General features: G+C 60.6%; 23 protein-coding genes. 10 read left to right on the forward strand and 13 right to left on the reverse strand.

Annotation, left to right across the window (positions count from 1 at the left end; all coding sequences use genetic code 11):
* Positions 1 to 13: 13 nt before the first annotated feature.
* The 7 genes from arsC (at position 14) to M9799_RS20660 (ending at position 6,975) form a co-directional block, all read left to right on the forward strand.
* On the forward strand, positions 14 to 445 hold the full coding sequence (gene arsC / locus M9799_RS14860; protein WP_231044652.1) for an arsenate reductase (glutaredoxin): 432 nt from the start codon (positions 14 to 16) through the stop codon (positions 443 to 445).
* The gene (arsH, locus tag M9799_RS14865; RefSeq protein ID WP_231044740.1) at positions 432 to 1,148 is read left to right on the forward strand and encodes an arsenical resistance protein ArsH; all 717 of its coding nucleotides are present in this window, start codon (positions 432 to 434) and stop codon (positions 1,146 to 1,148) included. The genes arsC and arsH overlap by 14 nt, the downstream gene beginning before the upstream one ends.
* A 12-nt stretch (positions 1,149 to 1,160) precedes the next feature.
* Positions 1,161 to 2,360 carry an MFS transporter gene (locus tag M9799_RS14870; protein WP_231044653.1) on the forward strand — a complete coding sequence of 400 codons (1,200 nt, stop codon included), beginning with the start codon at positions 1,161 to 1,163 and terminating at the stop codon, positions 2,358 to 2,360.
* A gap of 521 nt (positions 2,361 to 2,881) precedes the next feature.
* Positions 2,882 to 4,096, forward strand: coding sequence for an ABC-three component system protein (locus tag M9799_RS14875; protein WP_231044654.1), 1,215 nt, complete (start codon positions 2,882 to 2,884; stop codon positions 4,094 to 4,096).
* 4 nt (positions 4,097 to 4,100) lie between these two features.
* Positions 4,101 to 4,586: a three component ABC system middle component gene (locus M9799_RS14880; RefSeq protein ID WP_231044655.1), complete on the forward strand. Its 486-nt coding sequence runs from the start codon at positions 4,101 to 4,103 to the stop codon at positions 4,584 to 4,586.
* Positions 4,583 to 6,523, forward strand: a complete 1,941-nt coding sequence (locus M9799_RS14885) for a DUF3732 domain-containing protein (protein WP_231044656.1) — start codon at positions 4,583 to 4,585, stop codon at positions 6,521 to 6,523. The genes M9799_RS14880 and M9799_RS14885 overlap by 4 nt, the downstream gene beginning before the upstream one ends.
* A 260-nt stretch (positions 6,524 to 6,783) precedes the next feature.
* Positions 6,784 to 6,975, forward strand: a complete 192-nt coding sequence (locus tag M9799_RS20660) for a transposase (RefSeq protein WP_377008729.1) — start codon at positions 6,784 to 6,786, stop codon at positions 6,973 to 6,975.
* 97 nt (positions 6,976 to 7,072) lie between these two features.
* On the opposite strand, the gene M9799_RS14890 is transcribed toward M9799_RS20660, so the two are convergent.
* A complete protein-coding gene (locus M9799_RS14890) occupies positions 7,073 to 8,938 on the reverse strand; it encodes an NACHT domain-containing protein (RefSeq protein WP_231044741.1) in 1,866 nt (621 codons plus the stop codon).
* A 245-nt stretch (positions 8,939 to 9,183) separates the two neighbouring features.
* Here M9799_RS14890 and M9799_RS14895 point away from each other — a divergent pair, with 245 nt between their 5' ends.
* Entirely contained in the window at positions 9,184 to 9,363 is a 180-nt protein-coding gene (locus tag M9799_RS14895) for a hypothetical protein (RefSeq protein WP_231044657.1), read from the forward strand.
* A 635-nt stretch (positions 9,364 to 9,998) separates the two neighbouring features.
* On the opposite strand, the gene M9799_RS14900 is transcribed toward M9799_RS14895, so the two are convergent.
* The 5 genes from M9799_RS14900 to M9799_RS14920 all read right to left on the reverse strand — a co-directional run bounded on the left by M9799_RS14900 (position 9,999) and on the right by M9799_RS14920 (position 15,093).
* Positions 9,999 to 11,000 carry a Bug family tripartite tricarboxylate transporter substrate binding protein gene (locus M9799_RS14900; RefSeq protein ID WP_231044658.1) on the reverse strand — a complete coding sequence of 334 codons (1,002 nt, stop codon included), beginning with the start codon at positions 10,998 to 11,000 and terminating at the stop codon, positions 9,999 to 10,001.
* Between the two features lie 85 nt (positions 11,001 to 11,085).
* A complete protein-coding gene (locus M9799_RS14905) occupies positions 11,086 to 11,934 on the reverse strand; it encodes an SDR family NAD(P)-dependent oxidoreductase (protein ID WP_231044659.1) in 849 nt (282 codons plus the stop codon).
* Between the two features lie 18 nt (positions 11,935 to 11,952).
* Positions 11,953 to 12,765: a hypothetical protein gene (locus tag M9799_RS14910; protein ID WP_231044660.1), complete on the reverse strand. Its 813-nt coding sequence runs from the start codon at positions 12,763 to 12,765 to the stop codon at positions 11,953 to 11,955.
* 4 nt (positions 12,766 to 12,769) lie between these two features.
* Positions 12,770 to 13,567, reverse strand: coding sequence for a citryl-CoA lyase (locus M9799_RS14915; RefSeq protein WP_231044661.1), 798 nt, complete (start codon positions 13,565 to 13,567; stop codon positions 12,770 to 12,772).
* Positions 13,564 to 15,093 carry a class I adenylate-forming enzyme family protein gene (locus M9799_RS14920; RefSeq protein ID WP_231044662.1) on the reverse strand — a complete coding sequence of 510 codons (1,530 nt, stop codon included), beginning with the start codon at positions 15,091 to 15,093 and terminating at the stop codon, positions 13,564 to 13,566. Before M9799_RS14920 ends, M9799_RS14915 begins: the two co-directional genes overlap by 4 nt.
* A 158-nt stretch (positions 15,094 to 15,251) precedes the next feature.
* Here M9799_RS14920 and M9799_RS14925 point away from each other — a divergent pair, with 158 nt between their 5' ends.
* A complete protein-coding gene (locus M9799_RS14925) occupies positions 15,252 to 16,007 on the forward strand; it encodes an IclR family transcriptional regulator (RefSeq protein WP_231044663.1) in 756 nt (251 codons plus the stop codon).
* Positions 16,008 to 16,044: 37 nt separating this feature from the next.
* Here M9799_RS14925 and M9799_RS14930 read toward each other — a convergent pair whose 3' ends face one another.
* A complete protein-coding gene (locus M9799_RS14930; protein ID WP_231044664.1) occupies positions 16,045 to 16,818 on the reverse strand; it encodes an AraC family transcriptional regulator in 774 nt (257 codons plus the stop codon).
* Between the two features lie 70 nt (positions 16,819 to 16,888).
* Here M9799_RS14930 and M9799_RS14935 point away from each other — a divergent pair, with 70 nt between their 5' ends.
* Positions 16,889 to 18,130, forward strand: coding sequence for an MFS transporter (locus M9799_RS14935; protein ID WP_231044665.1), 1,242 nt, complete (start codon positions 16,889 to 16,891; stop codon positions 18,128 to 18,130).
* Positions 18,131 to 18,214: 84 nt separating this feature from the next.
* Here the strand turns inward: M9799_RS14935 and M9799_RS14940 are convergent, their stop codons facing one another.
* From M9799_RS14940 to M9799_RS14965, 6 genes are all read right to left on the reverse strand, one after another.
* Entirely contained in the window at positions 18,215 to 18,379 is a 165-nt protein-coding gene (locus M9799_RS14940; RefSeq protein WP_231044666.1) for a hypothetical protein, read from the reverse strand.
* 90 nt (positions 18,380 to 18,469) lie between these two features.
* Entirely contained in the window at positions 18,470 to 19,759 is a 1,290-nt protein-coding gene (locus M9799_RS14945; protein ID WP_231044667.1) for a hypothetical protein, read from the reverse strand.
* Between the two features lie 282 nt (positions 19,760 to 20,041).
* Entirely contained in the window at positions 20,042 to 21,472 is a 1,431-nt protein-coding gene (locus M9799_RS14950; RefSeq protein WP_231044668.1) for a c-type cytochrome, read from the reverse strand.
* 14 nt (positions 21,473 to 21,486) lie between these two features.
* The gene (locus M9799_RS14955; RefSeq protein ID WP_231044669.1) at positions 21,487 to 23,112 is read right to left on the reverse strand and encodes a GMC family oxidoreductase; all 1,626 of its coding nucleotides are present in this window, start codon (positions 23,110 to 23,112) and stop codon (positions 21,487 to 21,489) included.
* A gap of 98 nt (positions 23,113 to 23,210) precedes the next feature.
* Positions 23,211 to 23,963 (reverse strand): sugar dehydrogenase complex small subunit, encoded by a 753-nt coding sequence (locus M9799_RS14960; protein ID WP_318530292.1) that lies wholly within the window; start codon positions 23,961 to 23,963, stop codon positions 23,211 to 23,213.
* A 192-nt stretch (positions 23,964 to 24,155) separates the two neighbouring features.
* On the reverse strand, positions 24,156 to 24,590 hold the full coding sequence (locus M9799_RS14965; protein ID WP_231044671.1) for a YbaY family lipoprotein: 435 nt from the start codon (positions 24,588 to 24,590) through the stop codon (positions 24,156 to 24,158).
* Positions 24,591 to 24,850 lie beyond the last annotated feature (260 nt).

A 24,850-nucleotide genomic window follows, 5' to 3' on the forward strand; every position in this document is an offset into this window, starting at 1 on the left:
TTCTGGACCTGGCATGAACACCATCACCATTTACCACAACCCCGCCTGCGGCACGTCCCGCAACGTGCTGGCCTTGATCCGCAACAGCGGCGAGGAACCTTGCGTCATCGAGTATCTCAAGACGCCACCCGACCGGGCTACGCTCGAGCGCTTGCTGGCCGAGATGGCCATTCCCGTGCGCGAGCTCCTACGGCAAAAGGGCACGCCTTTTGAGGAACTGGGCTTGGCCGACCCGAAATGGACCGACCAGCAGCTGATCGACTTCATGCTCGAGCATCCGATCCTGATCAACCGTCCCATCGTGGTGACACCGCTTGGCACCCGTCTGTGCCGCCCTTCCGAGGCCGTGCTGGACATATTGCCTGGGCCCCAACAGGGTGCACTCTCCAAGGAAGATGGCGAAGCTGTCATCGACGCGAAAGGACAACGTGTTGCAAAGCACTGATCTGCCCAACCTGGATTTTCAATCGTTCGAAGTGCCCGACCTGGTGCGCCTGCTGCTGCCGCAGCGGGCTGTACATCTTCCTCGCATCTTGCTGCTCTATGGGTCGGCCCGGGAGCGCTCCTACAGCCGGCTGCTGACCGAGGAGGCGGCCCGGCTGCTGCGCGCAATGGGGGCCGAGCCGCGGATTTTTGACCCGCGCGGACTGCCATTGCCCGACGATGCGCCGGACGACCACCCCAAGGTGCAGGAACTGCGTGAACTGGCGTTATGGGCGGAAGGCATGGTCTGGACCTCGCCGGAGCGCCATGGGGCCATGACCGGCATCCTGAAGGCCCAGATCGACTGGATTCCCCTTGCCGTGGGCGCCGTGCGGCCGACCCAGGGCAAGACCCTGGCCGTGATGCAGGTCTCTGGGGGTTCGCAGTCCTTCAATGCCGTCAACCAGATGCGCGTGCTGGGCCGCTGGATGCGCATGCTCACCATCCCCAACCAGTCGTCCGTCGCCAAGGCCTTTATGGAATTCGATGATGCAGGCCGAATGAAGCCGTCTCCGTATTACGAACGGGTGGTGGACGTGATGGAGGAGTTGATCAAGTTCACGATCCTGACCCGCGACTGCGCGGACTACCTGGTGGACCGGTACAGCGAACGTCGCGAAAGCACCGAGGCGCTGTCGCAGCGGGTCCACCAACGCAGCATTTAAGGCGACGTCACGATGCAGCGCCGCACACAGACCACCGTCATGCTGGGTGTGGCTCAAACGCTGTCTTGGGCCTCTTCGTATTACCTTCCCGCGGTTCTTGCGGAACCGATCGGCCGTGCCGTTGGAATGGCTTACGCCAGTGTGTTTGCTGCCTTCTCTATGGCACTGCTGGTCGCCGCGGCCACAGGACCGGTGGCCGGCCGGCTCATCGACCGCTTCGGCGGCCGTCCGGTGCTGATCGCCAGCAACCTGGTGTTTGCCGCAGGGCTGGCCCTCCTGAGCCAGGCCACGCAGGCAAGCCAGGTGTTCCTGGCCTGGGCCATCATGGGCATCGCCATGGGCAGTGGCCTGTACGAAGCAGCTTTTGCCACCGTTGTGCGCCTGTACGGCCAAGGTGCCCGAAGCGCCATCACGGGGATCACGCTGTTTGCGGGATTCGCCAGCACCATAGGCTGGCCCCTGTCCAGCTATCTCGCGCATGAATTTGGATGGCGCGAAGCGTGTCTGGCATGGGCGCTGCTTCATCTTCTTCTGGGACTGCCGCTCAATCTGCTGCTTCCGCGCGCTACGCGAGCAGCTGGGCCAGAGCAAGTTGACGGCCAACCAGCCGACACCCAGGACTCCAGCACGAAAGCGCAACCACGCAGACATACCGCATACTTCATGGCCTATGTGTTTGCCGTCTCATGGTTTATCAGCACGGCCATGGCCGCGCATCTGCCGCAACTTTTGCAGAGCACGGGGACCGCGGTGGCGCTGGCCATCGGGGCTGCCGCGCTGGTGGGGCCGGCACAGGTGGCAGGGCGTTTGATCGAATACGGATTACTGAAGAATGCCCATCCATTGCTGTCCGCCAGGCTGGCGATCCTGGCCCATCCCGTTGCGGCCATATGCCTGGGCCTGATCGGCGCTCCGGCCGCCAGTGCCTTCGCCATCCTGCACGGCCTTGGCAACGGCATTCTGACCATCGCCGTGGGCACGTTGCCGCTCAAGGTGTTTGGTGCCCAGGGCTATGGCCAGCGGCAGGGCTGGCTGATGGTGCCTGCGCGCATCGTGCAGGCCGGCTCCCCGCTTCTATTCGGCATGGCTGTCTCCCGATGGGGATTGGGAGCCCTGTGGCTTTCCTCGATGCTCGCCATCACCGCATTTCTGGCCCTGTGGGCTTTGCGCCGCAACGTTCAATTGGCAGACACCATCCCGACCAGTCAGTGACTAAGCGGACCTGGTTGGCCTTGCTGCCTTAGCCATGTTCGTACTTGTGCACCTTTGAGGCGCAAACATGCTCGATTGCAATTACTCGCGATAACCGTTTGACTTATCGTTAGCTAACTCCGCGAGCAGCAGATCCAGACGATGAGCAGACACTCGACAAATCGTGATGCATCGCACTCACTCTATTCCGCGAGCTCGACCACTTATCTCTTCCAATGTTTAGCGGATCGCGTCGGCTCGCTTATCGGTGATCTGACATGCCGCATTGATCTTGTCAAGCACTGCTGCAAAGCTGGGGCCTAATTCGAGCCTCTGAGCAGTCAATTCGACCATGACATTCCGGTCATCCTGCGTATCACATCTTCTCGTCATAAGTCCGGCCTTCTACATCCGCTTTACCATCGGCGTGATCGTACCTTGTATTCGCACGTAGCCTTGGACTACTGGCGCCTATTTTGGCTTCAATGCTTGCATTATGTTACAATTTTCGACAAGGAATTAATGGAGAGAGGCGCAAAAAAGTGACGGAGAACATTAAATCTAACGCTGTCCATGAAGCGACAGCCGCTGCCCTCGGGTTTTATTTTCAAAGCCAGTTTGCTTTGTTGAAGCTCATTTCACAGACGAGCAGTGATGCCGCAGCAGCGGTTGAGCGATTGGATGATGTCGAGTTGAAGGTCGACGGACAGCAACTTTTTTACCAGCTTAAGCATTCTATTAAAGAATTCCCTCCCCCCGTCACGCTGGCCTCAGTGGCGTTGTGGAAGACTATCAAGGTCTGGATTGACGCTCTCCCTTTTGTTTCCCTTGCAGACACGACATTCCACCTCGTTGCAGTTGGAAAGGTGCCTACTGATTCACCGTTGATGTCTTTATGCGATTTGGACAGTGATCGCAAGGCGCTACTGCAGGCGATGGAGAAAGAAGCGGATCGTGTATTGACTGAAAGATCGGACGCAAAGTCAGCTGGTGCTAAGCCCCCTCATTCTGCTCGAGCACCTGGCTGTCTTGCCTTTCACGCCCTTGCTCCTTCCGCTCGCTTAAGCCTCCTGCGCAGAGTAATCATTCAGCAGGACACTGCAAGCATTGGAGAAATACCTAATGAGGTAGCCAAGCGACTGCACCTCATTCCTCAAGTACAACGATTGGAGGCTGCAAAACGTCTGCTACAATGGTGGGATCAACAAGTCATATTCAGCTTGTGTGAAAAGCGTGAGCGGGTAATCCAACGGAGCGAAATGGAGTATCAGATATCTTCTATTATCGCGGATCTAGATAATGGAACGTTAGTGGCTGATTTCTCCGAGTTCACACAACCCGAGGATTATGAGCCTGATGGACTACTGACTCGTCAAATTGCGCTTGTAGATGGTAGGCCTTCGGATATCGCGAAGGCAATCCGAGCACAATGGCGGGCTAAAGAGCAACGGTCCAAATGGATTACAAATAATCCAGAAATGCGCTCGAAAATAGCGGGCTATGATTCAGTACTTACTGAACGCTGGTCAGATCGCCACTCCCAGATGGTAGAGGACTGCGCTGAACTCGAGCCATCCCAAGTGGCAAACAAAGGACTAGAACTTCTGCGTTGGACTCATGAGAAAGCTCCGACTCAAGTTGAGCCTATCTCGCGTGGCTGGACCGCTCATTACTATGTACAGGGCACCTTCCAAGTGCTTGCAATCGACCTTCGCGTAGGTTGGCACGCAAACTACCTGAAGCTTCTCAAGGATTAAGGCCATGGCGATTGCTCACGACATTTTTGCCGAAACCAATCCGGCTTATTGCGCGTCTCTGTTAGCCACATTCGTCCGATCCTACCGTATCGGAAATAAATCAGAGCCAGATATCACACTGTGTTACGCTGCTCTGCCATTGGCATTGTCTGGAGATTTGACTCCTACGTTCAACGGTACGAATCGTAGGACGGGATTATTGGAGTGGCTGCGTCGTAGCCCTGTAATTCAGATCCGTCTTGCTGCTCGAGTAAATGGTTCATTGGATATCGTGACAGAAGCAATCAGGTTTGGATGTTTTAGTAATCTATTGGAAATAAAAACTGATGGAAAAGTAGCCCCTGGCATGTCACTTGTGCCTAAGCAGCTCAGAGCAGAGCTAACGCAGGACACTCGGAAGAATTTCGACAATATCGACCGAATTGGTCATTGGTTTGCTTCGGCCGGCTCAACAAGGACGGTATTCAACTTGATGGGTCTTGAACTATGAGTCGCTGGAATATTTCGAGAATTTTCTTTATTGGTGAGGGCGGCCGTGCTCGTTCCTTCGAACTGGAGCTCGGCAAGGTGAATATATTCACCGGAGCGTCGGGAACTGGTAAATCGACGCTGATCAAAGCCATCGACTATTGTCTAGGATCCAGTGTGTGTGAGCTTGCAGCCCACGTGAAGCGCCACAGTATCGCTGTCGGCATCAAGTGGGTGTTAGGTGATGCGGAAATGATCACTGGCAGAGTCATTCCGCCGCTGGGACAAAACACCAGTACCAAAATGTTCGTCAGCAGCGGACGGAACCTTCGAATCCCAACGTCGTTAGAGGAGTTTGAAGGAGCTACAAATCTAATAGCAGGGAAGTCCTTTATTGAGCGAGCATTTGGGATCGGAGGAGTAGTCGACGCATCGGATGAAAGCGCTGTTCGAAAATGGCGACCGACAGTGCGCCACGCGACAGCTTATATGTTTGTTCCCAAAGACGTTATCTATAACGAGACTGCTTTGCTTCATGGCTTGGACCAAGCCGATGAAGCTCCGGGTATTATTGAAACGATGCCTTACTTTCTCGGTGTCATCACTCAAGACACTGTGATCCAGGAGCGTCAGTTAAAGGATCTTCGCAAGCGGTTTGATCGGGAGCAGCGTCGGCTTCGAATTCATCAAGCGGAAGGTAGCGAATACAAAAAGCATGCGACGCGTTTACTGATGGATGCTCATCGCACTGGCCTTTGTGAACTCCTGCCTGACGATGCTTCAGAAACGGTTCTTCAAGAAGCACTATTTAGGCTCAAACGATTGAAGTTCAGCAAAGGGCAGAACCCGAGCGAAGGGGAGCTTTCTAGCCTCCACACGCAGCGTCGAAGCTTGCTCAGTGAGATCGAAAAGGCAAGGCGTAGCTCGCGAGCTACACAGGTGGCGCTCCAGGAAATGTCGGGGTTTGAGGGAGCAGTAAAGCGGCAATATGAGAAGTTGAAAATTGCCGAGCATCTTGAGCCGGTGGCCCACTCTTGCCCCTTGTGTGATGCACCCAGTGAACGCGGGATCGCTGCCGCCCAGGCCATACGCCAATCAATTGACATCGTTCGCTCTGAAGGTGCAGCGGTTGAAAATGTACGGCCTCGCTTGGTGGATCATGAGGAAACGCTTCAGTTGGAGCTTACGAGGCTCAATGACAAACTTAAGGGCGTCGACGAGCGTATAAAAACCTGGATTAGGCAAAGCAGTGAAGCCCAGGAGATGGATAACCTTGCGCAGTATCACGCGCACTTGATGGGAAAGGTTTCGCAGTTCTTAGAGATGAATCCTGCGACGCCGCTTCCAGGCCCTGACGTCAACGTCCTACGTGAGCAGATTGAGGAGCTAGAGGCGCTCATTGATAACGACGCTAAACAAGTTTTGCTCGCACGTGCTGAGCGAAAGGTTTCGCAATATCTGTCTGAAGCGTTCGCATTGCTGCCCACTGTCGCACCTTGCGTTGACGCCGAGTTGGAGTTTTCGACCAAGCCACCAGCTATCGCGATCATCGAGAATGATTCTGGAGCGGTATTGCGACTACCAGATGCAGGCTCGGATGAGAACTACTTGGCTATCCACATCGCGCTGTCTTTCGCTTTACAAAAGCACCTCGGAAATACCAACGCCCCTGTACCGGCTTTTCTAGCATTCGATCAGATCAGTCGTCCTTACTACCCTCAAAGCGGAGACGATGAAGCAAGTCTTGGAGAGAATGAGGAGGTCTTGGCAATGCGTCGTCACCTAGACTTTTTGTTCAACGCTACCACTGAACAGAAAGATTTGCAGGTTCTGCTGATTGAGCACGCGTATTTCAGCGATGACCCCCGTTACGTAAGTGCTACCCGTAAGAGGTGGAACAAGCTTTCGGGAGATGCCCTAATTCCGCTGGACTGGCCAAAGAGGCATGACAGCCTGTAAGGGACTTGGCATGAAGAGATAACGACCACTTAAGCTCATTCACAATCATGTTACCTTCGGGCCTAAACGCCGATAACCGCGCTGCCGTCGATAGCATGTTTGAGGCCGTTTCTACTCACGATAGCACGGCGGACATGCCCGCTCACAAGCTATCTGTCCGCTGATCCCATCTTTATGCTGAACAACTCTTTGAGCAATATCGCTTCCACGAAACAACCGTGCACACGATGCTCAAAGATTCTTAATCCCTTCGCTATTTGGTGCCGCGCACGCTCCGCACCTGTGCACCACAGTTCAAGGCCGAACTGATCACCGCATGCCTGCAGCCCGGTGCATCGATTGCCGTCGCGGCGCATGAACATGGCCTGAATGCCAATGTGCTGTATCGCTGGCTCGAGGAGCATTGGCTAAGCCGGCACCAGATCGCCTGCGATATGGCACCCGCGTCTTAGCTCAGACTTTTATCCGATAGCGCCAGACGCTTCTCAACTAACTAGAGATTTCGATTCGTCTCGGTCTCCAAATGTTAATCCCGGAAATTTCCTTAGATCAATCTCCTAGAGTGAAGATGAGTTCCTTCTTATTTTCTGCATCTACAACTTCTTGGGCAACAGTGCGGAGTTTTTCAAGTCGAGTTTCATAAATCCCGAGTTTCGTGCAAATTTCTTTGGTGCCAAACGCGTTAATAATTGATTTTCCAGGAATAAATATTTCTTCTGCATCGATTGCGTCTGCCATAAAATGAATTTTAAATAAATCCTCTATCTCTTTGATGGGAAATGGCGACGGCATCATTGTATCTAAGGCCTCCATGATCAGAAACACCAAGCCAGCCAAGTGCTCGCCTGCCCGCTCCTTCTCAGTTTGAAAGGAAATTATGGTCGCTGTGTCTGCCGGCGAAGTGTTCCTCTGAAAACAAAGTCCAAAATTAGGATATGCCGCCTCCATAATATTTGACAGTTCTGCAGGACTTTTTTTTGAGAGGTCGCAACAAAAAATTTCTTTTTCCGATGCAACGAAGGGTAGAATAAATTTCTGGGAATAGCGAAAAGAATCTATTGATTTAAGAAATGACAGCACGTCCTCCCATCCAAGCGTTTTCTTTAACATTGCTTGGTAGAAATGTGAGGAGTTTTTTTCGTTCAATTTCCGCACAAAAGAAGCTGCGTAGTAATCTAAGATGCTTTTATGTAGATATGTGATGGAATCTATTCCCTCCATTAGCATGAGGCATGCGGTATTTGTTATATCCGCCTTAAAATTATCTGCATCACACTTTAATCCGTCGGAGTATTTTATTGCGTATTTGAAAACTTCTTCAAACTGATCTGCGGTCAGTGTTCGATTGTGCCCAAGCTGAAGGGTCATAAAACAAAATGCCTCGAAAACTGTCTGCAACCCACGTTCCGAAAGTCCACTTTGATGGACGCGTGTAAAACCACCTTTCAGACGGTCGTGATTAGAGACAACAACTTGGAAAAGTCGGTCAAAAAATTCTGGAAGTGTCTCAGGAATTCTTACTTCAGCCTCATAAACAATAACGACTAAAGTCAGCATTAGCGGCGTTTTTATGAGATTGCTGAGTTTGCTCGGACTGTTGCGAATGGCCTGTCTTAATTCAAGCGATTTTTCCGAGCTTACGCCTAATTTTGTCAAAAATGCAGGGAACTCGGCCGGAGTTAATTCAGCTATTCGTAGCGTCTTGAAAGTTGGCGATTTTTGTATCTCGTTTCCTGGCCGGGAAGTGACGACTATTAATAATTCTGGATAGCGCCGTGCAAGATGTTCAATGTGTAAGTACACCGCCTTGACAAGTTTTTCTTCGATTTCATCGAAGCCATCCAGCAAAAGAGAAAACTTTCCAGATTTGAAGAGAAAATCGATGGTGGCCTCATCGATGTCAATATCGTAGCTTTCCAGTGCTCGAAAAATTGCCCCCTGCAGGTCTGTCTTGATACTTAAGTCTTTCAGTTCAATAAAGAGCGGAAGACGTTGAGCATCATTGCTGGTGATTTCATTGATTGCAAGGCTGCGCAGGAAGATTGATTTCCCTTGGCCGACGATTCCTTCTATGATTACAGCATTGTCTTCGAATGCAGACAATCTGGTCACAAACTCCGGTTTTTCTTGGAAAGCTAGCTTTGGTGGATGGAAAAATGTTTGCAAAGATAATGGTTGTGATTTCCATATGGTTCGCACCGTGTCGAGGCTCTTGATCCGAGTGGCGATTTTGCGAGGGAAGGAGCTGGCTTCCCATTTTTGCAGTCCTCTAGTTCCAGCTTTTTTCGATAACTTTAGTATTTCATTAATAATCGGAGCAGCTAGTCGCGCAAGGCTTATGAGGGAAATAGGTTCTACAGCCAATTTTTTTCCTGAAAAGTTATCGTTATGTGAAAGCAACCGCATACTTGCCACTTTCAACAGCTTGCGCTTTCATGGTACCAATAGATAGGTACAACGCGTCTTATGTGGTGGGATGTTACAACACCAAGGCACGTGCACGTGGGCGACACTTTGCACTCAGATTGAGGCAATGGTGAAAGCGCGACTACGATGTCAGGCAGAACATCACGGCGCTGCCCAAGCATATAGCCATACCAGCGCTGTTAACCTGCTGGATTTTGGCTAGGGCTCGCGGCGCGACTTGCACCTCCAAGGAGATGAGCCACCGTGCCGTGGGCTTGGAGGGCGCGCCTAGTTCGATGGCGATGGCGCGCGTGCATAGCGGCTGCAAAACGCTGGAACAGAGCTTTCTGCAGCTTGAACTGCCCGCGCAGGGCTTCAATGATGTGCTTGCCAATGCCGTGCTGTTTCATGTGCCCAGCCAAGTGCTGCCTTAGGTGCTGTGCCAACTGCGGCCGAGCGGGGTGTTGTTCAGCTTCAACCCGCGCGGGTTACGGTGGGAGGGCTGAAACGGTGAACGCTATGGCGTGTTTTGAGGCCCGCTGTTTCTTTTGAACGACTTGCAAGACTTCGGCTCGTATACTCCGCTCAGGACAAGCGGAAGCCAAAGAGGCTTCCTCAAGCTGGACATCCCCGACCACCGAATCCTCAATTAGACCTAAAGCTATTAAGTCACGATAAGCAGCGTCTCCCGACGTTCTGCACCTTTCTGTAGCTGCCCGGAGAGCCGTCAATCCTAACGCAGCATCCGGTTATGCACCACTGCAATAACTCGAGATAACCGCTTGCGAGTACAACGTAGGCTATGGCGTTTGGCTCTGGAAACAGCGGCTTTTCAGCCCTTTGGCCTTTGCCACCAAAGCATTTTGATTTAATTTAAATTTATCGACGCATCATATCCCTCAATGAATTCCGTCAAAATCTTCGTCAGCCCATGAAATGCCCCCTTAGGCAAGGGATAGACTGCGCCTTTCCACCTCGCAACGGCAGTTCAACCAACGCTACCTAGAGGAATTTCCTCAGTCCCGATGCAGCCCCGCATGCGCAGCGCCACATCGGGCCGATGAAAGCCTCACTCCGCCGTAATCCCCCCGTTCCGGGCCAGCGTGGACCATTTCTCCACGTCATCCGCAATGATCTTGGTGAAGGCCTCGGGCGTATCCGAAACGGGCAGGGCGCCGGCCGCGGCGAACTTTTCGCGTACGAGGGGGGTTTTGAGCGCTGCGACGATGGCCGAATGCAGTGGCTTGAGCACTTCGGGCGGCAGGCCGGCAGGGGCCAGCACGCCGTTCCAGAAGCCTTCGTTGGCGCGCGGAAGGCCCAGTTCGGCGAAGGTCGGAACGTTCGGCAGTTCCTTCAGGCGCGCGGGGGAGGCGATGGCCATGGGCACGATGGCGCCGCTCTTGATGTGGGGCATCGACGAGGCCAGGGTGTCGTAGATCATGTCGACCTGGCCGGCGATCACATCGTTGAGCGCGGGGCCGGTGCCGCGGTAGGGGATGTGCACCACGCGCATGCCGCTGAGCGTCTTGTAGTATTCCATTGCCAGGTGGGTCGCCCCGCCGTTGCCCGACGAGGCGTAGGAAAACTTGCCCGGTGAAGTCTTGACCAGTGCGGCGAACTCCTGGTAGTTCGCGGCGGGGAATTTCTTGTTCACGCTGAGCGCGCCAGGCACCGTGAGGATGCGGGTGATGGGCGTGAAGCTCTTGACCGCGTCGAAGGGCAGGTTCTTGTAGACCGCCGAGTTGGTGCCGTTGGTGCTGGTGGTGCCCAGCAGCAGGGTGTAGCCATCGGGCTTGGCCTCGGCCACATAGCGCGCGCCCACCGAGCCGCCGGCGCCGGCTTTGTTTTCCACGACGACGGGTTGGCCCAGTTCCTTGGCCAGTGCCTCGGCCAGCACGCGTGCGCTGATGTCGGAGGTGCCGCCCGGGGGGAAGGGCACGACCAGGCGCACCGGCCTGTCGGGGTACTTGGCCTGCGCCATGGCGGGCTGCACGCCAAAGGCTGCCGAGCCAACGGCAAGCAGGATTGCCACGCAGTGGTGGCGGTTGGGTGAACGCTTGGTTGTGGTCATGATGTCATCTCCTCGTTGATCTTTTAGTGTTCAAACCGGCGGTTGGCCGATTTCATGCAGGCGAATCTGTTGCTCGCCTTGTTGCTCATCTGCCGGCGCAGCCCTTGCCGCCATCGACCGGGATGCAGACCCCGGTGACATAGCGTGCTTCATCGCTTGCCAGGAACAGCGCAGTGTAGGCCACGTCCCACGCTTCGCCCATGCGGTTCATGGGGCTGGCCGCGTTGCGGGTGCGCAGCATTTCCTCGGTGTTCGCGAACTGGCCGGATATCTGCTGGTGGATCAGCGGCGTGTTCATCACGCCCGGCAGCACGGCGTTGGCGCGGATGCCGCGTGCAGCGTACTGCACCGCCAGCGCCCGCGTGAAGTGGTTGAGCCCGGCCTTGGCGGCGTAGTAGGGCATGTAGGGGTAATTGTTGATCTGCTGCGATGCCAGGGAAGAGATGTTGACGATGGCGCCGCGCGACTGCTGCAGCATGACCGGGATCACATGCTTGCAGGTGAGGAACACGCCCGTGAGGTTGGTGTCGAGCACCTGGCTCCACTCCGACTCCTCCATCTCCACCACGCTGCCCATGCGCGTGATGCCGACGTTGTTGTGCAGGATATCGATGGTGCCCCACTGCGCCACCACGCTGCGCACGACCTGCTCGACCTGCCCGGAGCGCGTCACGTCGGCCACATGGGCCTCGCACTCGTAGCCTTCGGCGCGGATCTGTTCGCAGGTTTCCTGCGCGGCTTCCTCGCGTACGTCCACGACGGCCACGCGTGCGCCTTCGCGCGCATACACCATGGCCGCGGCCTTGCCGTTGCCCCAGCCCGGGCCGGCCGAGCCGCCGCCGAACACCAGTGCCACGCGGCCGGCGACGCGCCCCTTGCCGGGAACCGCATCCAGCGGGGGGAAGTGGCCTGAAATTTTGTCTGCAACCGCCATCGTTTCATCCTTGGTTTTCTAGGGCTTCGCCCTGGCCATCAGCCGCGCCCATTCCTGGACGCTCTGTCCGGCGCGCGCTCCCAGCGCCGCCGCGCGCTGGTTCACATGGGACAGGACGCCGCGTTCCCAGGCCGAGCGTGCCTGGCCGATCCGGGCCGAATGGGCCGCCACGGTGGCACCCGCGATGCCGCGTGCATCCAGTACGGGAAGCCGCGATATGCCCGCGTTGTCGCGCCCCAGCCCGGCGTCGTTGTACAGCGCGGCAAAGGCAGCCTGCTTGATGGCCGTCTCGCGCCGCCCGCCCAGCAAGCCGCCGTGCGAGGCCGTGATCACGATGGCGCCCACGTCCTGCGGCATGACCAGCGAGGCGGAATCGACGAGCACGATGCGCCTGCCGGTCGACGCGATCTCCATGCGCGACTCCTCGGGCGGGCGCCCGACCGCGACGGGTGCAAGCGTGGCTGCCGCCATGAGGTGTGCCGCCTGCATGGCGGGCATTCCCGCGGTGATGCCAAGCTGGCGGGCAGGTGCGTTGGCATGCGATACCACGCCGCTTTGCGCACAATTGGCGCCGTCGCCGATGCGCGCCGATGCGCTGGCGATGGCGCAGCAGGGCACGTCGAACTGCTGCGCGTAGGCGAGGCCGGAGATGCCCGCCTGATCGAGGCCCACCCCGGCGTCGCACACCACGAGTCCGCACACGCCTTCGCCCAGCGCGAGGTGCACGGCATACAGGCCTCCGTGCGAGGCCGCGATCACCACGCTGCCACGCGCCTGCGGCCCCATCTGGGTGACCGAGTCGCATACCAGTATCTTGAGCGGCGCTGCCATGGCTTTACTCTCCTGAACGGTTGTGGCCTTCGCCGGTGCCGCGGTAGGGAACTTCGTGGTCCACCAGGTCCCAGATGAAGCGCGCCGTGGGAACGCGCTGCTCCTCGGCCACATGGGCCACGAGCCCGGCGGCGCGCGAGATCACGGAGAAGCCGCGCATCAGCACCGGTGGCACGCCCAGTTCGCCGAGCAGCGTGCCCACCGCGCCCGTGGCGTTGATGGTGATGTGCTTGCCGAAGGCGGCGTCCACCTCGCGCGAAAGGATCTGAATGGCGGCCAGGTAGCGGCCTTCGAAGCGCGGGTGCTCCCGGCCGATGGCTAGCAGCTTGGCGGCTCGCGGATCGTCCGGCTTGTGCATGTGCTGGCCGAAGCCGGGGATCGGCTTACGGTCCTCGCGGTACTGCCGGACCGCCGCGCGGGCCGCGGCCTCCACGCCCAGGGGCGAGTCGATGAGCTGCTTGAGCAGGATGGCGGAGTTCTCCACCGTGCCGACGAACTGGCTGCCCACGGCCAGCAGGCCCGCTGCCACGCCGCTTTGCAGGTTCTCCGGCGAGCTCATGTACACCAGGCGCGTGGCGATGGCGCTGGGCGTGAGGCCGTGCTCCATGATGGCGATCAGCGCGGCGTCGAGCACCCGGATGTCATCGGCGTCGGGCCAGCGCCCCAGGATCTGCGCGAACACCACCTCGGTGAACCCGCGCTTGCCGAGGATGTCCTCCGTGAGGTTCTCGTTGCGGTAATGGATGGAGGTCAGCGAGTGGGTGCACAGCTCGGTGTACGGCTTTTCCATGGGCTTGCTCATGCAACTTCTTCCTTGCTGTTCATTTGCTGATGGATCTCGGCCTTGAGCGTGGGTTTGTGCACCTTGCCCGCCACGCTGCGCGGAAGATCGGCGTAGAAGTGGATCCGCTTGGGGGTCTTGACGGAGCCGAGCTGCTGCTTGGCGAAGGCGATCAGCTCCTGCTCGCCGACCTGCTGTCCCGGCTTGAGCTGAACGGCCGCGTGCACCGCCTCGCCCCACTTGTCATCGGCAATGCCGAAGACCGCGGATTCATGCACCGCCGGGTGCTGGTCGAGCACGCTTTCCACATCGATGGGGTATACGTTGAAGCCGCCGGTGATCACCACCTCGCGCAGGCGGTCCTTCAGATAGAGGTATCCGCGCTCGTCCAGATAGCCGCGGTCGCCGGTGTGCAGCCAGCCGTCCACAATGGTCTCGGCGGACTTCTCCGGCATGCGCCAGTAGCCGGCCATGATCAGGTCGCCGCGCACGACGATTTCGCCGACCTCGCCCACGGCCAGCAGCCGGCCTTCGGGATCCATGATGGCCAGGTCGCTGAGCAGGCCGCGGCGCCCGACGGCGCGCCAGTTGTGCTCGTCGGCGAAGTCCTCGGCGCGCATCACCGTCACCACCTGGGGCGCCTCGGTCTGGCCGTACGAGGTCTCCAGCACCGGGCCGAAGCACTCGCGCACGAGGCGGATCTTCTCGACCGGCATGGGCGCGCCGGCGTAGATCAGATGGCGCAGCTTCGGCAGCTCCAGGCGCGCGCCGCCGGCCTCCGCCATCAGCATGTACATCAGGGTAGGCGGCATGAACGTGGTGGTGATGCCGTGCTCGCGCAGGCAGCGCAGAAGCTCGGGCGGCTTGTTGCTGGCGGGCAGCACCAGGCAACCCCCCTCGGCAAGGATCGGCAGCAGGTAGGTGGAGGTGCCGTGCGTGACCGGCGCGCAGATCAGATAGCGGTCGTCGCCGTTGAAGCCGAACGCGTGGATCTGATTGACGATGGAGGTTTCCCAGGCGCGGTAGGGCTGCATCACGCCCTTGGGCTGGCCCGTGGAGCCGCCGGTGAACTTGATGGCCTGTACCTCGTCGCGCGTGCGGTGGTGCGGTTCCGGGGTTTTGCCGATATGGCCTGCCATGGCGGATGCCAGGGTGCGCGCGGTGGCATCGCCGCCCTCCGTCAACACGACGCTGATCCGCTCATCGAGCGCCAGCGCATCGACATGCGCGCTTTCGGACACGACGATGGTGGGCTCGGTGAAGGCAATCACGCGCTGCAGTTCCGCCGCGGGGTTGCGCTGGTTCAAGGGCACCCAGACCTTGCCGGCGGCCAGCACCGCCAGCAGCGCGACGATGTGCTGCACGCTGTTGCCGGCGCAGATGCCGACGCGCGAACCCTCGTCAGGGTCCATCGCCTGGAATGCGCAGGCCAGCGCATTCACCTGCTCGGCAAGCTGCCCATAGGTCAGGGTCTGGTGGCTTGAAATGAGGGCCTGGCGCTCGGGGTACTGCCGTGCGGACCGGAGGAAGAAATCTATTGGATACATAATTAATCCGGGATACGGACTTTCAATGAGATGATCGGCGGTCGAGAACCATTCGCGTGCCTGGCACCGCTTTATGTCGCTGGATTGTTCCAGAACGTAATTTTGTGTTTAAGCGATTTAGTCCGTATCGCGGATTATTTGAAAATAAAGCAATCGTTATGAGTACCGTACAGAGCCTGGAACGCGCCATCGAATTGCTGCGCCACATTTCGGTCGAGCATGAGACGGGAGCGCGCCTTTCGGACCTGGTGGCAGCCAGTGGGCTGCCTCAGCCCACCACCCACCGCTTGCTCAAGCAAATGGTCGAAGGCGGCCTCGTCATGCAGGATGAGAAGCGCCGCTACCGGCTGGGCCATTTCGCCTATGAGCTGGGCCTGCTCGCGTCCAAGCACTTCGTGCTCAAGGAGCAGTGCGCGCCTTATCTGCAGCGCATCAGCAGCGCCACGGGGGATACCGCATTCCTGGTGGTGCGCAGCGGCGTGGATTCGTTCTGCCTGGATCGCCAATCCGGCAGCTTTCCAATCCAGGTGCTCACCGTCGACGTGGGCCGGCGCAGGCCACTGGGAATCGGCGGTGGGGGGCTTGCGCTGCTGAGCTTCATGAACGGGCAGGATCTGCCCAAGGTGCTCGATCGCATCGAGCCCTCCCTGGCGCAGTACGGCGGCCTCACGCGCGCCATCCTGCTGCAGCTGGTGCGCGAAGCGCAGGAAAAAGGCTACGCGATCATCACCAATTACGCGGTGGCGGGCGTGTCGAGCATTGGCGTGCCGATCCGCAGCGCGTCGGGTGCGTTGATCGGCGCCATCAGCGTGAGCGCCATGACCGAGCGCATGCGGCCGCGCGAGGCTATGGTGGTGCAGACGGTCAAGCGGGAAGTGGCGCTGCTGGAAGCGGCGCTGCAAGCCTCGGGTTGAACCGCACGCGGCGTGCTCGCATGGACTCGGACCCCGGCTACCGGTAGAAACTCGAGGGCGCTACCCCGAAATGCCTGCGGAACATTGCCGCAAAGGCACTGTGGCTCGAGTACCCGCAGTCCAGTGCCACCTCGATGATCCTGTCGCCATTGGCGATCCGGCGCAGCGCATGGATCAGCCGGGCCTGTTCGCGCCATTGGGCGAAGCTCATGCCGGTTTCGCGGGCGAAGAGGCGGTGCAGGGTGCGCTCGGCCACATGGATGGAGGCAGCGCAGTGGGCGGCGCTGGAGGCGTCCGACGGGGTGGCTATCAACCGATGGCACAGGGCGCGCAGCCGCTCGTCATCGGGCATGGGCAGGTGCAGCGCAATGCTGGTGGATTCGCGGATCTCTTCGATCAGCAGTTCGAGAAGCCGCGCATTCCGGCCCTGCAGCGCGCCGTCGGGCGCAATGTCGACGGCCGCCACGAGCAGCTCGCGCAGCAGGGGCGAGACGTTGATCACGCCGCTTTGCGTGGGCAGGGTGGATATCTTGCCGGTGTCTATGTAGGCCGTGCGCATCAGCACGTCGCCCGACATCGTGACGGTGTGGCGCAGGCCGGGGAGCATCCACAAGGCACGGTTCGGAGGCACGACCCAAGAGCCGGCGTCGGTGTGCACGACCATGATCCCCTCCGTAGCGTAGAGCAACTGGCCGCGAGCATGGGAGTGCCAGCCACTGGACACGCCTGTGGGCCAGCGGGTCTCCATCACGACCACCGGGCGGGGGAGGTTGTCGTACTGCTTGTGCCTTTCCATCGGATGCAGCTTCATGGCAGGAATTCTATAGATGTTGGCAGATTGGCGGGAGACAGACATCCGGCACGCCATTACTCTTGGCGCCATGACTGTCGAAACTGCAACCTTTGACCACCTGGACCCGGCATCTGCCCCCGCCCAGGCCGAACAGAAGCCCCACGGCCTTCTATTGCCCATCGTGGGCGGCGCAGCGCTGGCGCATCTGCTCAACGACATGATCCAGGCCATGCTGCCGGCCATCTTTCCAATGCTCAAGGCGAACTTCGCGCTGAGCTTCGGGCAGATTGGCATCATCGGGCTGGTGTACCAAGCCACGGCCTCGCTGCTGCAGCCGTGGATCGGCATGTATACCGACAGGCATCCCATGCCCTGGCTGCTGCCCTCGGGTATGGTGATGACGCTGATCGGCATCGCGCTGCTGGCTATGGCCGGCAGCTTCGAGATGCTGCTGGTGGCGGCGGCCGTGGTGGGTGTGGGGTCTGCCACCTTCCACCCCGAGGCATCGCGCATTGCACGGCTGGCTTCGGGCGGGCGCTTCGGCACGGCGCAGTCGACCTTCCAGGTGGGCGGCAACACCGGCAGCGCGATCGGCCCGTTGCTGACCGCAGCCATCGTCATTCCCCATGGCCAGCCCGCGGTGGCCTGGTTCATGGTGGTGGCGCTGGTGGCCATCCTCGTGCTGTACCGCCTCACGGCCTGGGTGCGGCACAACGGCTCGGCCAAGGCAAAGGGGCTCGCAAAGAGCCATGGTGCGGGCCTGGACCGCGCGGGTGTGGTGCGCGCGGTGGCGGTGATCTGCGTGCTGATGTTTGCCAAGTTCGTCTACATCGCCTCGTTCACGAACTACTTCACCTTCTATCTGATCGAGCGCTTCGCGCTGAGCGTGCAGCACAGCCAGCTGTTCCTGTTCATCTTTCTCGCGGCGGTGGCGCTGGGCACCTTTGCCGGCGGACCCGTGGGCGACCGCATCGGCCGCAAGGCGGTGATCTGGATCTCGTTCCTGGGCGTGGCGCCCTTTGCGCTGGCGCTGCCCTATGCGGGCCTGGTCACAACGGCGGTGCTGGCGATCATCATCGGGCTGGTGATGTCCTCGGCCTTTGCCGCGCTGGTGGTCTATGCGCAGGAGGCGGTGCCGGGGCGCGTGGGCCTGGTGTCCGGGTTGATGTTCGGGCTGATGTTCGGCATTGGCGGGATTGGCGCCGCGGGCCTGGGCGAGCTGGCCGACAAGCATGGCATCGTGTGGGTCTATGGGCTGACCTCGTTCCTGCCGCTGCTGGGGCTGGCCACCGCCTTCCTGCCCGAGACGCGCAAGAAACCAGCGCTGTAGAAAGCTGGCCTCAGCCAGCAAAAGAGCCCGCAGGTGCGGGCTCTTTGCGTTGAGGCAATGCGTCGTTCCAACGCACCGCAGGTTTCAATTGGCCCGCGTTTCCCCGAGCTGGTCCGAGTCGTTCCCCGGATTTTGCGGCTGCTTTTTCTGCAGGTTGGGGTCGCCCTCGGCAGGACTCCATTGCCCCATCTTGCCTTCCTGTTGGCCGGGAACCTGGCTGGTTCCGGGCTGGTTTGCCTGTTGTGGCATATCGTGGTCCTTTCTGTTGAGGCAGAGGCTTCCTGGAACCTCATGCAGGTCTTCACCGGGCTGCGGGCCAGGGCCCGCAGCGTTCATCGATCAGGACTGGTCCTTGCCCTTGGATCCCGAGCTGGCCGAGGTGCCTGTGCTGCCGGAGTGACCCGATGCACCGGAGCTGCCCGAGGTACCGGAGCTGGCCGAGGTGCCGCCCGAAGTGCCGGAGCTGGCCGAGGTTCCGGAGCCACCCGAGCTGCTGCCCGAGGTGCCGGAGCTGCCCATGCCGCCGGAACCCATGCTGCCCGAGCTGCCGGAGCTGCCGGAGCTGCCGGAGCTGCCGGAACCCATGCTTCCCGAGCTGCCGGAGCTGCCTTGCTGCTGGTCCTGGTTGCCGCCCTTGTTGCGGTTGGTGCGCCAGTTGGTGAATTCATCGGAGAAGTTCTTGTAGCGTTCGGCGCGCCAGCCCTCGTAGTCCTCATCCAGGTTGCGCATCTGTTCGCTGCGCCACTGCTGGTAGTCGGAGTCGTGCTGGTTGTTGCCGCGCGACTGGCCGGAGCTCTCGTTCCAGTTGCTGCGCGACTGATACGAGCCGTCGCCCCAGTTGTCGCGGGATTGGGAGGTCTGGTCGCGCATGCCGCCGCTGGAGAAACGGCTGGAATCGCCATAGAAGCCTCCGCCGAAACGGTCGCCGGAGCCTTGGCTGCCGGAGCCGTAGCCGCCCGAGCTCTGGCCGCCCGAGCCGTAGCCGCCGGAGCTTTGGCCGCCCGAGCCGTAGCCGCCCGAACTCTGGCCGCCCGAGCCGTAGCCGCCGGAGCTATAACCGCCGGAGCTATAACCGCCCGAGCCATAGCCGCCGCCGGACTGGCGGCCGCCGCTACCCTGGTCGAAAGCCTGCTGCTGGCGATTGCTCGAGAAACGGTCTTCCTGGTAGCGCTGGCCGCCGCTGCCATAGCCTTGGCCGTATCCCTGGCCCTGGCCATAGCTCTGTCCGCCCTGGCCCTGGCCGTAGTTCTGACCCTGTCCTTGGCCGTAATTCTGTCCCTGACCATAGTTCTGGCCTTGCTGCTGTCCATAGCCCTCGGGCTGACGGCCCCAGCCGGAACGGTCGTCCTGGTAGTTCTGTCCGCCGCCGTAACCGCCGTAGGTGGAGTTGCCGGGGCCGCCGTAACGGCTTGAGCCATAGTCGGAGCCGAAGTCGTTACCGCGGGCCTGGCCACCGTAGTCGTCGAAGTTGCCTTGCGATTGCTGTCCGGAATTGCGGTCCTGATAGTTGTGCTGGCCGCGCGCACCGCCGGATTGGCCCGAGCCCCAGTTTTCGCCCTGTACTGACTGGCGGTCGTCGTATTGCTCTTGTCCTCGGTTGCGGCGGTGGTCGTGATCACGTGAAGCCATATCCATCTCCAAAAGAATTGACGCAGCGTTGCTGCAGGCCTGCCCGAAGACGATTCCTCGAGCCCGGTCACCGCACTTTGCGCCAGCCCCGGAGCTGGTGGTGTAGGAGGTCGCTGGCCTGTTTGTGGGAGTACTCACTCTTTTGGTAACCAAGCTTTGCTGCGTTCAGGAAGATGCTACGGCTGTAAAAGTGGAAGTCCGAGGCCTTGTGAAAGCAGTTCGAATGCCCATGAAAAAACCCGCCGGTAGACCGGCGGGTTTGCTGGGCAAGAGTGCAGAGCCTCAAACGCGATTGCGACGCTTTCTGGCGATCAGAACGATCAGCAGCAGCAAGATCACCGCGGCCACGGCCATGCCCACGCGGGCTAGCAGGATCAGGCTGGATTTCTCTCCGCCTTCGCGGATGGTCTGCACCTGCGCCGCGGTCACGGATACGCCAGGATTGCCATAGCTGGTCAGCAGGAAGTTCGACAGCGCGGCCACTTCGTCATTGTTCAGCGGCACCATGGCATTGTCCTGGCCACCGAAGGGCGGCATGAACACATGGCCGCCTTGGGGTGTCTCGCGGTCTACGCCGCTCAAAATGGCGGCAATCAGGTTCGACGGGTTGGCTTCGCCGGTGATCGACTTGCCGAACAGCGCCGGGTAATAGCCGTCCTGCGTGCCCTGGCCCGATGCGCCATGGCAGGAGGCGCAGTTGGCGGTGAAGATCTGCGACCCGAGCGCCACGCCGCTTTGCTTCATGCCTTCGGCAAAGGAGGTGCCGCGGAAGCTGGCGGTGGCGTCCGTGGCCTGACCGTGCGCGAAGCGGTTGCGTCCGGCGGGCTCCTCCGGCTTGTGGCTGGGCACCGACAGGATATAGGTGGAGATAGCGCGCAGGTCGCTTTCAGTCATGCGGCTGAAGCTGTGCGTGATCGCCTCCGCCATCGGGCCCGCGGCCTGGGCTTTGCCGGGCAGATGGCCGGTGCGCAGGTAGGTCGTCAGCTCATCCACCGACCAGCTGCCGATGCCGTGCGTCTTGCTGTTGGTGATGTCCGGCGCCCACCAGGCACCGATCTGCGCACCGCTCAGGCTCTCGCTGCCCAGCTCCTGCATCAGCGCGCCACGCGGGGTGTGGCAGGTCATGCAGTGGCCGGGGCCCTGGGCCAGATAGGCGCCGCGGTTCCATTGCGCGGATTGCGCTGCGTCGGCCTCGAAGGGCTTGTCATCGGCGAACAGCAGGTTCCAGCCGATCATCGAGGCGCGCACGTTCATCGGGAAGGGCAGCGAGGTGCTTGCCTTGGGCGACTCGTCCACCGGCTTCACGCCCTCCATGAAATAGGCGTACAGCGCGTGCACGTCTTCATTGGTCAAGCGCGCGAACGCGGTGTAGGGCATGGCCGGGTACAGCCGCGCGCCGTCGGCACGCACGCCCTTGCGCAGCGCATCGGAGAACTGCTGCTCCGTGTAGTTGCCTATGCCGTGGGTCTTGGAGGGCGTGATGTTGGTGGCGACGATCTCGCCCACGGGCGACGAGATCGCATGCCCGCCCGCCATGGGCTTGTCCTTGGTGGCGGTGTGGCAGGCAATGCAGTCCGATGCCGTGGCCAGGTAGCGGCCCTTTTCGATCAGCTCGGTGGAATAGTTCTGCGCCATGGCGGCGCCGGTCACGGCCAGCGCGGCGATGGCCAGCAAGGCGCGTGCATTGCGCAGGAGGGAGGTGGTGTTTCGCATGGTCGTTCCCTTCCTCAAGCCTTGCGCACTTGCGCTTGCAGCGCATCGGCTGCCTTGATGGCCAGTGCCACCATGGTGATGGTCGAGTTGCCGCAGGCCGTGCTGGCCATGGCGCCGCCGCCGGGGATGAAGAGGTTGGCGTGGTCGTGCGAGCGGCAGTCGGCGTCCACCACGGAAGTGGCGGGGTCGTTGCCCATGATGGTGCCGCCCATGATGTGCTTGCTTTGCGCGAAGCCCTTGGGCTCCTGCACCTTGACGGCGCCCATGGCCTTGGCGATTCTGTGCAGCAGCGGCACGGCGTATTCGTCGGCCGAGCGGCGCGTGTAGTCGCCCACGTCGTAATAGATCGCTGGCTTGGGCAGGCCCAGCCAGTCCTTTTTGTCCGACAGGGTCAGGCGGTTCTCCGGGTTCGCCAGGGTTTCGAAGGCGATCACCACGTTGGTGGTGCAGCCGGCCTCGCGGCGGATTTCCTCGTCGAGCGCGCGGCCGACCTTGCCGGTCTTGAGCGCGTTGAAGGTGACGAAGCGGTTGCGGCCGAAGTTGTTGAGGCGGAAATAGGCGCCGGCATGGCGCGAGCGGAAGTCGCCCTGCGAGGTTTCCATGATGCCGGAGTTCACCACCGGGCCGGCACCGGTCCAGTACGGCTCGGTCGTGGTGAGGGTGAAGCCCTTTTGCGGGTGGTCCATCATGTTGCGGCCGACCTGGTCGGAGCTGTTGTTGGCAATGCCCTTCGGATTGCGTTCGTCGGCCGACATCAGCAGCAGCTTGGGGTTCTCCAGGCCGTTGCAGGCGGCGACGAAGTGCCCGCCGGTGACGCGGTGGCTCTGCTTGTTCGGATCCATGTAGTGGACCGCGGTGATGCGGTTGCCTTCGCCCGATTCGATGCGGTGCGCCACGGCGTTGTAGATGATCTTCACGCCCTTGCGCTCCAGGCGCAGCAGGGCGGTTTCGCCGTCGTACTTGGCGCCGATGGGGCAGACCGGCACGCAGTTGTTGTTGGCGCAGCAGGCCGGGCGGCCGTGGTAGGGCATGCCGCTGTTGCGCGCCTGCGAGACGTGGATGTTCGACAGGCCCAGCTGCGACTTCACCACTTCCGTGAACTTCTTCTCGCCCGGCGACAGCGGCAGGGCCGGCATGGGGTAGGGCGCGGAGCGCCGCAGGCGCGGCCATTGCTGCTCGGGATCGGACGGGCCGCAGATGCCGATGGCGTGCTCGGCGCGCACGTAGTAGGGCTCCAGCACGTCGTAGCCGAAAGCCCAGTCGCGGCCCACCCCGTAGAGCGAGTGCAGGCGCATGTCCTCGGGCGTCAGGCGCCAGCTGGTGCCGGCCCAGTGCCAGGTGGAGCCGCCGGCGTAGCGGATATAGGTCTGGTCGTAGCTGTCCGGGCCGGAGAGCTGCAGATAGTCATCGCCGGGCATGGGGTGCGGCGCCCAGTCGGCCGGCGGGTAGATCGAGTTGGCGCTGCCCTTGTTCGACAGGGGCATGTTGCGGAAGTTTTCCACGATCTCGTTGCGGTAGACGCGCGGGCCTGCCTCGAGCATCACTACGCTGATGCCGGCATCGATCATCTGCTCGGCGATCGTCAGGCCGACGACGCCGGTGCCGACGATGACCACGTCGGCGGAAATATTCTTGTTCATGTGGGGAAAGTGTTCGCGCGTGCGCGGCGCACGCTTGCATCAACGCCCAAGGGGCACGCTCGAGCAATTGCCAGGGCGCGCCGCGGGCTCCGGGGTTGTCAGAATTGCGGGATCGGCAGCAGCGGCGCGTTGTCGAGTTGCTGCCACGCGTTCGGCGCGGTGAAGCCGTAGGAGGGAATGGGCACCACGTCGCGGGTGACCTGGTACGTCAGCGCATGCTCGTAGGTGAACATGGCGTCCTTCTTACCCGGGCCGGCCATGCCGCTGTACCAGGCAAAGATGATCCACTGCGCGAGTTCGCGCTGCGGTCCCTCGGGAATGTCGTCGTAGAAATCTTCCACTGCCGTCGCCTTGCGCTCCTGCGCGAGTTGCAGGATGGCGGCGGAGTTGCCGGCGAAATCGGCGAAGTGCTGGCTTGCGTAAGCCTCCATCTTGGCGCCTGCTGCCGCGTTCAGGCCGTGGTTGACCAGCAGCTGCGACAGGCTCATGAAGGACGAGGTGCCTGCTGCCGCTGCAGGCGCCAGCGCGCCGGGCGCCGCGGCGCCGCTGCCGGCCAGGGCCGAAGTTTGCAAGGGGCCTGCATAGGCGGTCAGCACGGCTGCCGCCGCACCGAGCAAGGCTTGCCGGCGGGAAAGGGAATCGGGGGAAGACATCGAGGGAGCCGCTAGATCGAGAGAAAGGGAAGAATTGCCGTGGCAGGCCGTTTCGTTGCGCTGTGCCGCTGCCACCCGGGCAACCGGAGCGATTCTAGTTTCTTTTGGGCACCGCTGGAGTCGTTTGCGCGGTATTGCATTGCATGAGGGCGCGGAGCGCGCCAGAGTGGTTACCCTAATGCCGGGTTCGCCAGGCATCTTCAGGCGCTGGCTTGCGGGCCTTCGGAAATGATTCGCCGGCAGCTCATGCAATGGATGCGCACCGGGCCGCGGCAGCGGGGCCAGGCCCTCGGGAACAACGCCATCAAGGCTGAATCGGCGGCGCAGGAGGACAAAATGCAAAAAGCCCACCGGAGTGCCGGTGGGCTCGCGCTTGGGGCCCAGCCGGGATCAGGGCGCCACGCGCACCAGCATCAGGTTGGCGGTCTTGCCGGCGCCGCGCGTCAGCACCGGGTAGGCGGTGTCGCTGGCGAAGGTGGTCTGGTTGCCCAGGGTGATGCGCGCGCTCACCCGGTATTCCGCCTCCTGGTTGATGGGGGCGTTGTTGGTGGGCAGGATGAACTTGAAGGGCGGCTTCAGCGTCTCGATGTTGATGGCGGTCTGACCCACGATCTGCGCGGGTGCGCTGGGCTGGGCGATCTGGTGCAGCTCCACGATCAGCGTGGATTGCGGCGGCACCATGACGCGCTCTGCCAGGTCCACGGTGCCGACGATGGCGTTGGCCTGGGGCGCCGGCATCTTGCCCGGTTGTGCACAGGCGGCAAGCAGCGCCGCGGAAGCCAGCGTGGCAAAGAGGGCCCGGCGGGAAGTGATGCTGGAGATCATTGGAATCCTTCTTGGCTTTTGCGAAGGTCCCAGTCTCATCGCAACGCCGCAAGCGCTGCTGTAGGACGGAGCTTTGCAAGCGCCGCTGTAATTTCCCAAATTCCGCGGTGGCGCTTGCGCCCGGCGGCATTGGCCGGATGGCGCGGCTGCGGTAAGATGGCAAGTGCTCCGGGGTGCACGCCAGTGCTGAGATCCATACCCGTGAACTTGACCCGGGTCATTCCGGCGGAAGAAGAGCTTGCACCCCGATGTGGCCGCGC

Source organism: Comamonas endophytica (genome assembly GCF_023634805.2).
Classification (GTDB): Bacteria; Pseudomonadota; Gammaproteobacteria; order Burkholderiales; family Burkholderiaceae_C; genus Comamonas; species Comamonas endophytica.

Excerpts from the sequence above, each read along its gene's own strand:
- arsC (WP_231044652.1), top strand. The coding sequence starts at position 14 with ATGAACACCATCACCATTTACCACAACCCCGCCTGCGGCACGTCCCGC.
- M9799_RS14870 (WP_231044653.1), top strand. The coding sequence starts at position 1,161 with ATGCAGCGCCGCACACAGACCACCGTCATGCTGGGTGTGGCTCAAACG.
- M9799_RS14880 (WP_231044655.1), top strand. The coding sequence starts at position 4,101 with ATGGCGATTGCTCACGACATTTTTGCCGAAACCAATCCGGCTTATTGC.
- M9799_RS14885 (WP_231044656.1), top strand. The coding sequence starts at position 4,583 with ATGAGTCGCTGGAATATTTCGAGAATTTTCTTTATTGGTGAGGGCGGC.
- M9799_RS14895 (WP_231044657.1), top strand. The coding sequence starts at position 9,184 with ATGAGCCACCGTGCCGTGGGCTTGGAGGGCGCGCCTAGTTCGATGGCG.
- M9799_RS14900 (WP_231044658.1), bottom strand. The coding sequence starts at position 11,000 with ATGACCACAACCAAGCGTTCACCCAACCGCCACCACTGCGTGGCAATC.
- M9799_RS14905 (WP_231044659.1), bottom strand. The coding sequence starts at position 11,934 with ATGGCGGTTGCAGACAAAATTTCAGGCCACTTCCCCCCGCTGGATGCG.
- M9799_RS14910 (WP_231044660.1), bottom strand. The coding sequence starts at position 12,765 with ATGGCAGCGCCGCTCAAGATACTGGTATGCGACTCGGTCACCCAGATG.
- M9799_RS14915 (WP_231044661.1), bottom strand. The coding sequence starts at position 13,567 with ATGAGCAAGCCCATGGAAAAGCCGTACACCGAGCTGTGCACCCACTCG.
- M9799_RS14920 (WP_231044662.1), bottom strand. The coding sequence starts at position 15,093 with ATGTATCCAATAGATTTCTTCCTCCGGTCCGCACGGCAGTACCCCGAG.
- M9799_RS14925 (WP_231044663.1), top strand. The coding sequence starts at position 15,252 with ATGAGTACCGTACAGAGCCTGGAACGCGCCATCGAATTGCTGCGCCAC.
- M9799_RS14930 (WP_231044664.1), bottom strand. The coding sequence starts at position 16,818 with ATGAAGCTGCATCCGATGGAAAGGCACAAGCAGTACGACAACCTCCCC.
- M9799_RS14935 (WP_231044665.1), top strand. The coding sequence starts at position 16,889 with ATGACTGTCGAAACTGCAACCTTTGACCACCTGGACCCGGCATCTGCC.
- M9799_RS14940 (WP_231044666.1), bottom strand. The coding sequence starts at position 18,379 with ATGCCACAACAGGCAAACCAGCCCGGAACCAGCCAGGTTCCCGGCCAA.
- M9799_RS14945 (WP_231044667.1), bottom strand. The coding sequence starts at position 19,759 with ATGGCTTCACGTGATCACGACCACCGCCGCAACCGAGGACAAGAGCAA.
- M9799_RS14950 (WP_231044668.1), bottom strand. The coding sequence starts at position 21,472 with ATGCGAAACACCACCTCCCTCCTGCGCAATGCACGCGCCTTGCTGGCC.
- M9799_RS14955 (WP_231044669.1), bottom strand. The coding sequence starts at position 23,112 with ATGAACAAGAATATTTCCGCCGACGTGGTCATCGTCGGCACCGGCGTC.
- M9799_RS14960 (WP_318530292.1), bottom strand. The coding sequence starts at position 23,963 with ATGCCTGGCGAACCCGGCATTAGGGTAACCACTCTGGCGCGCTCCGCG.
- M9799_RS14965 (WP_231044671.1), bottom strand. The coding sequence starts at position 24,590 with ATGATCTCCAGCATCACTTCCCGCCGGGCCCTCTTTGCCACGCTGGCT.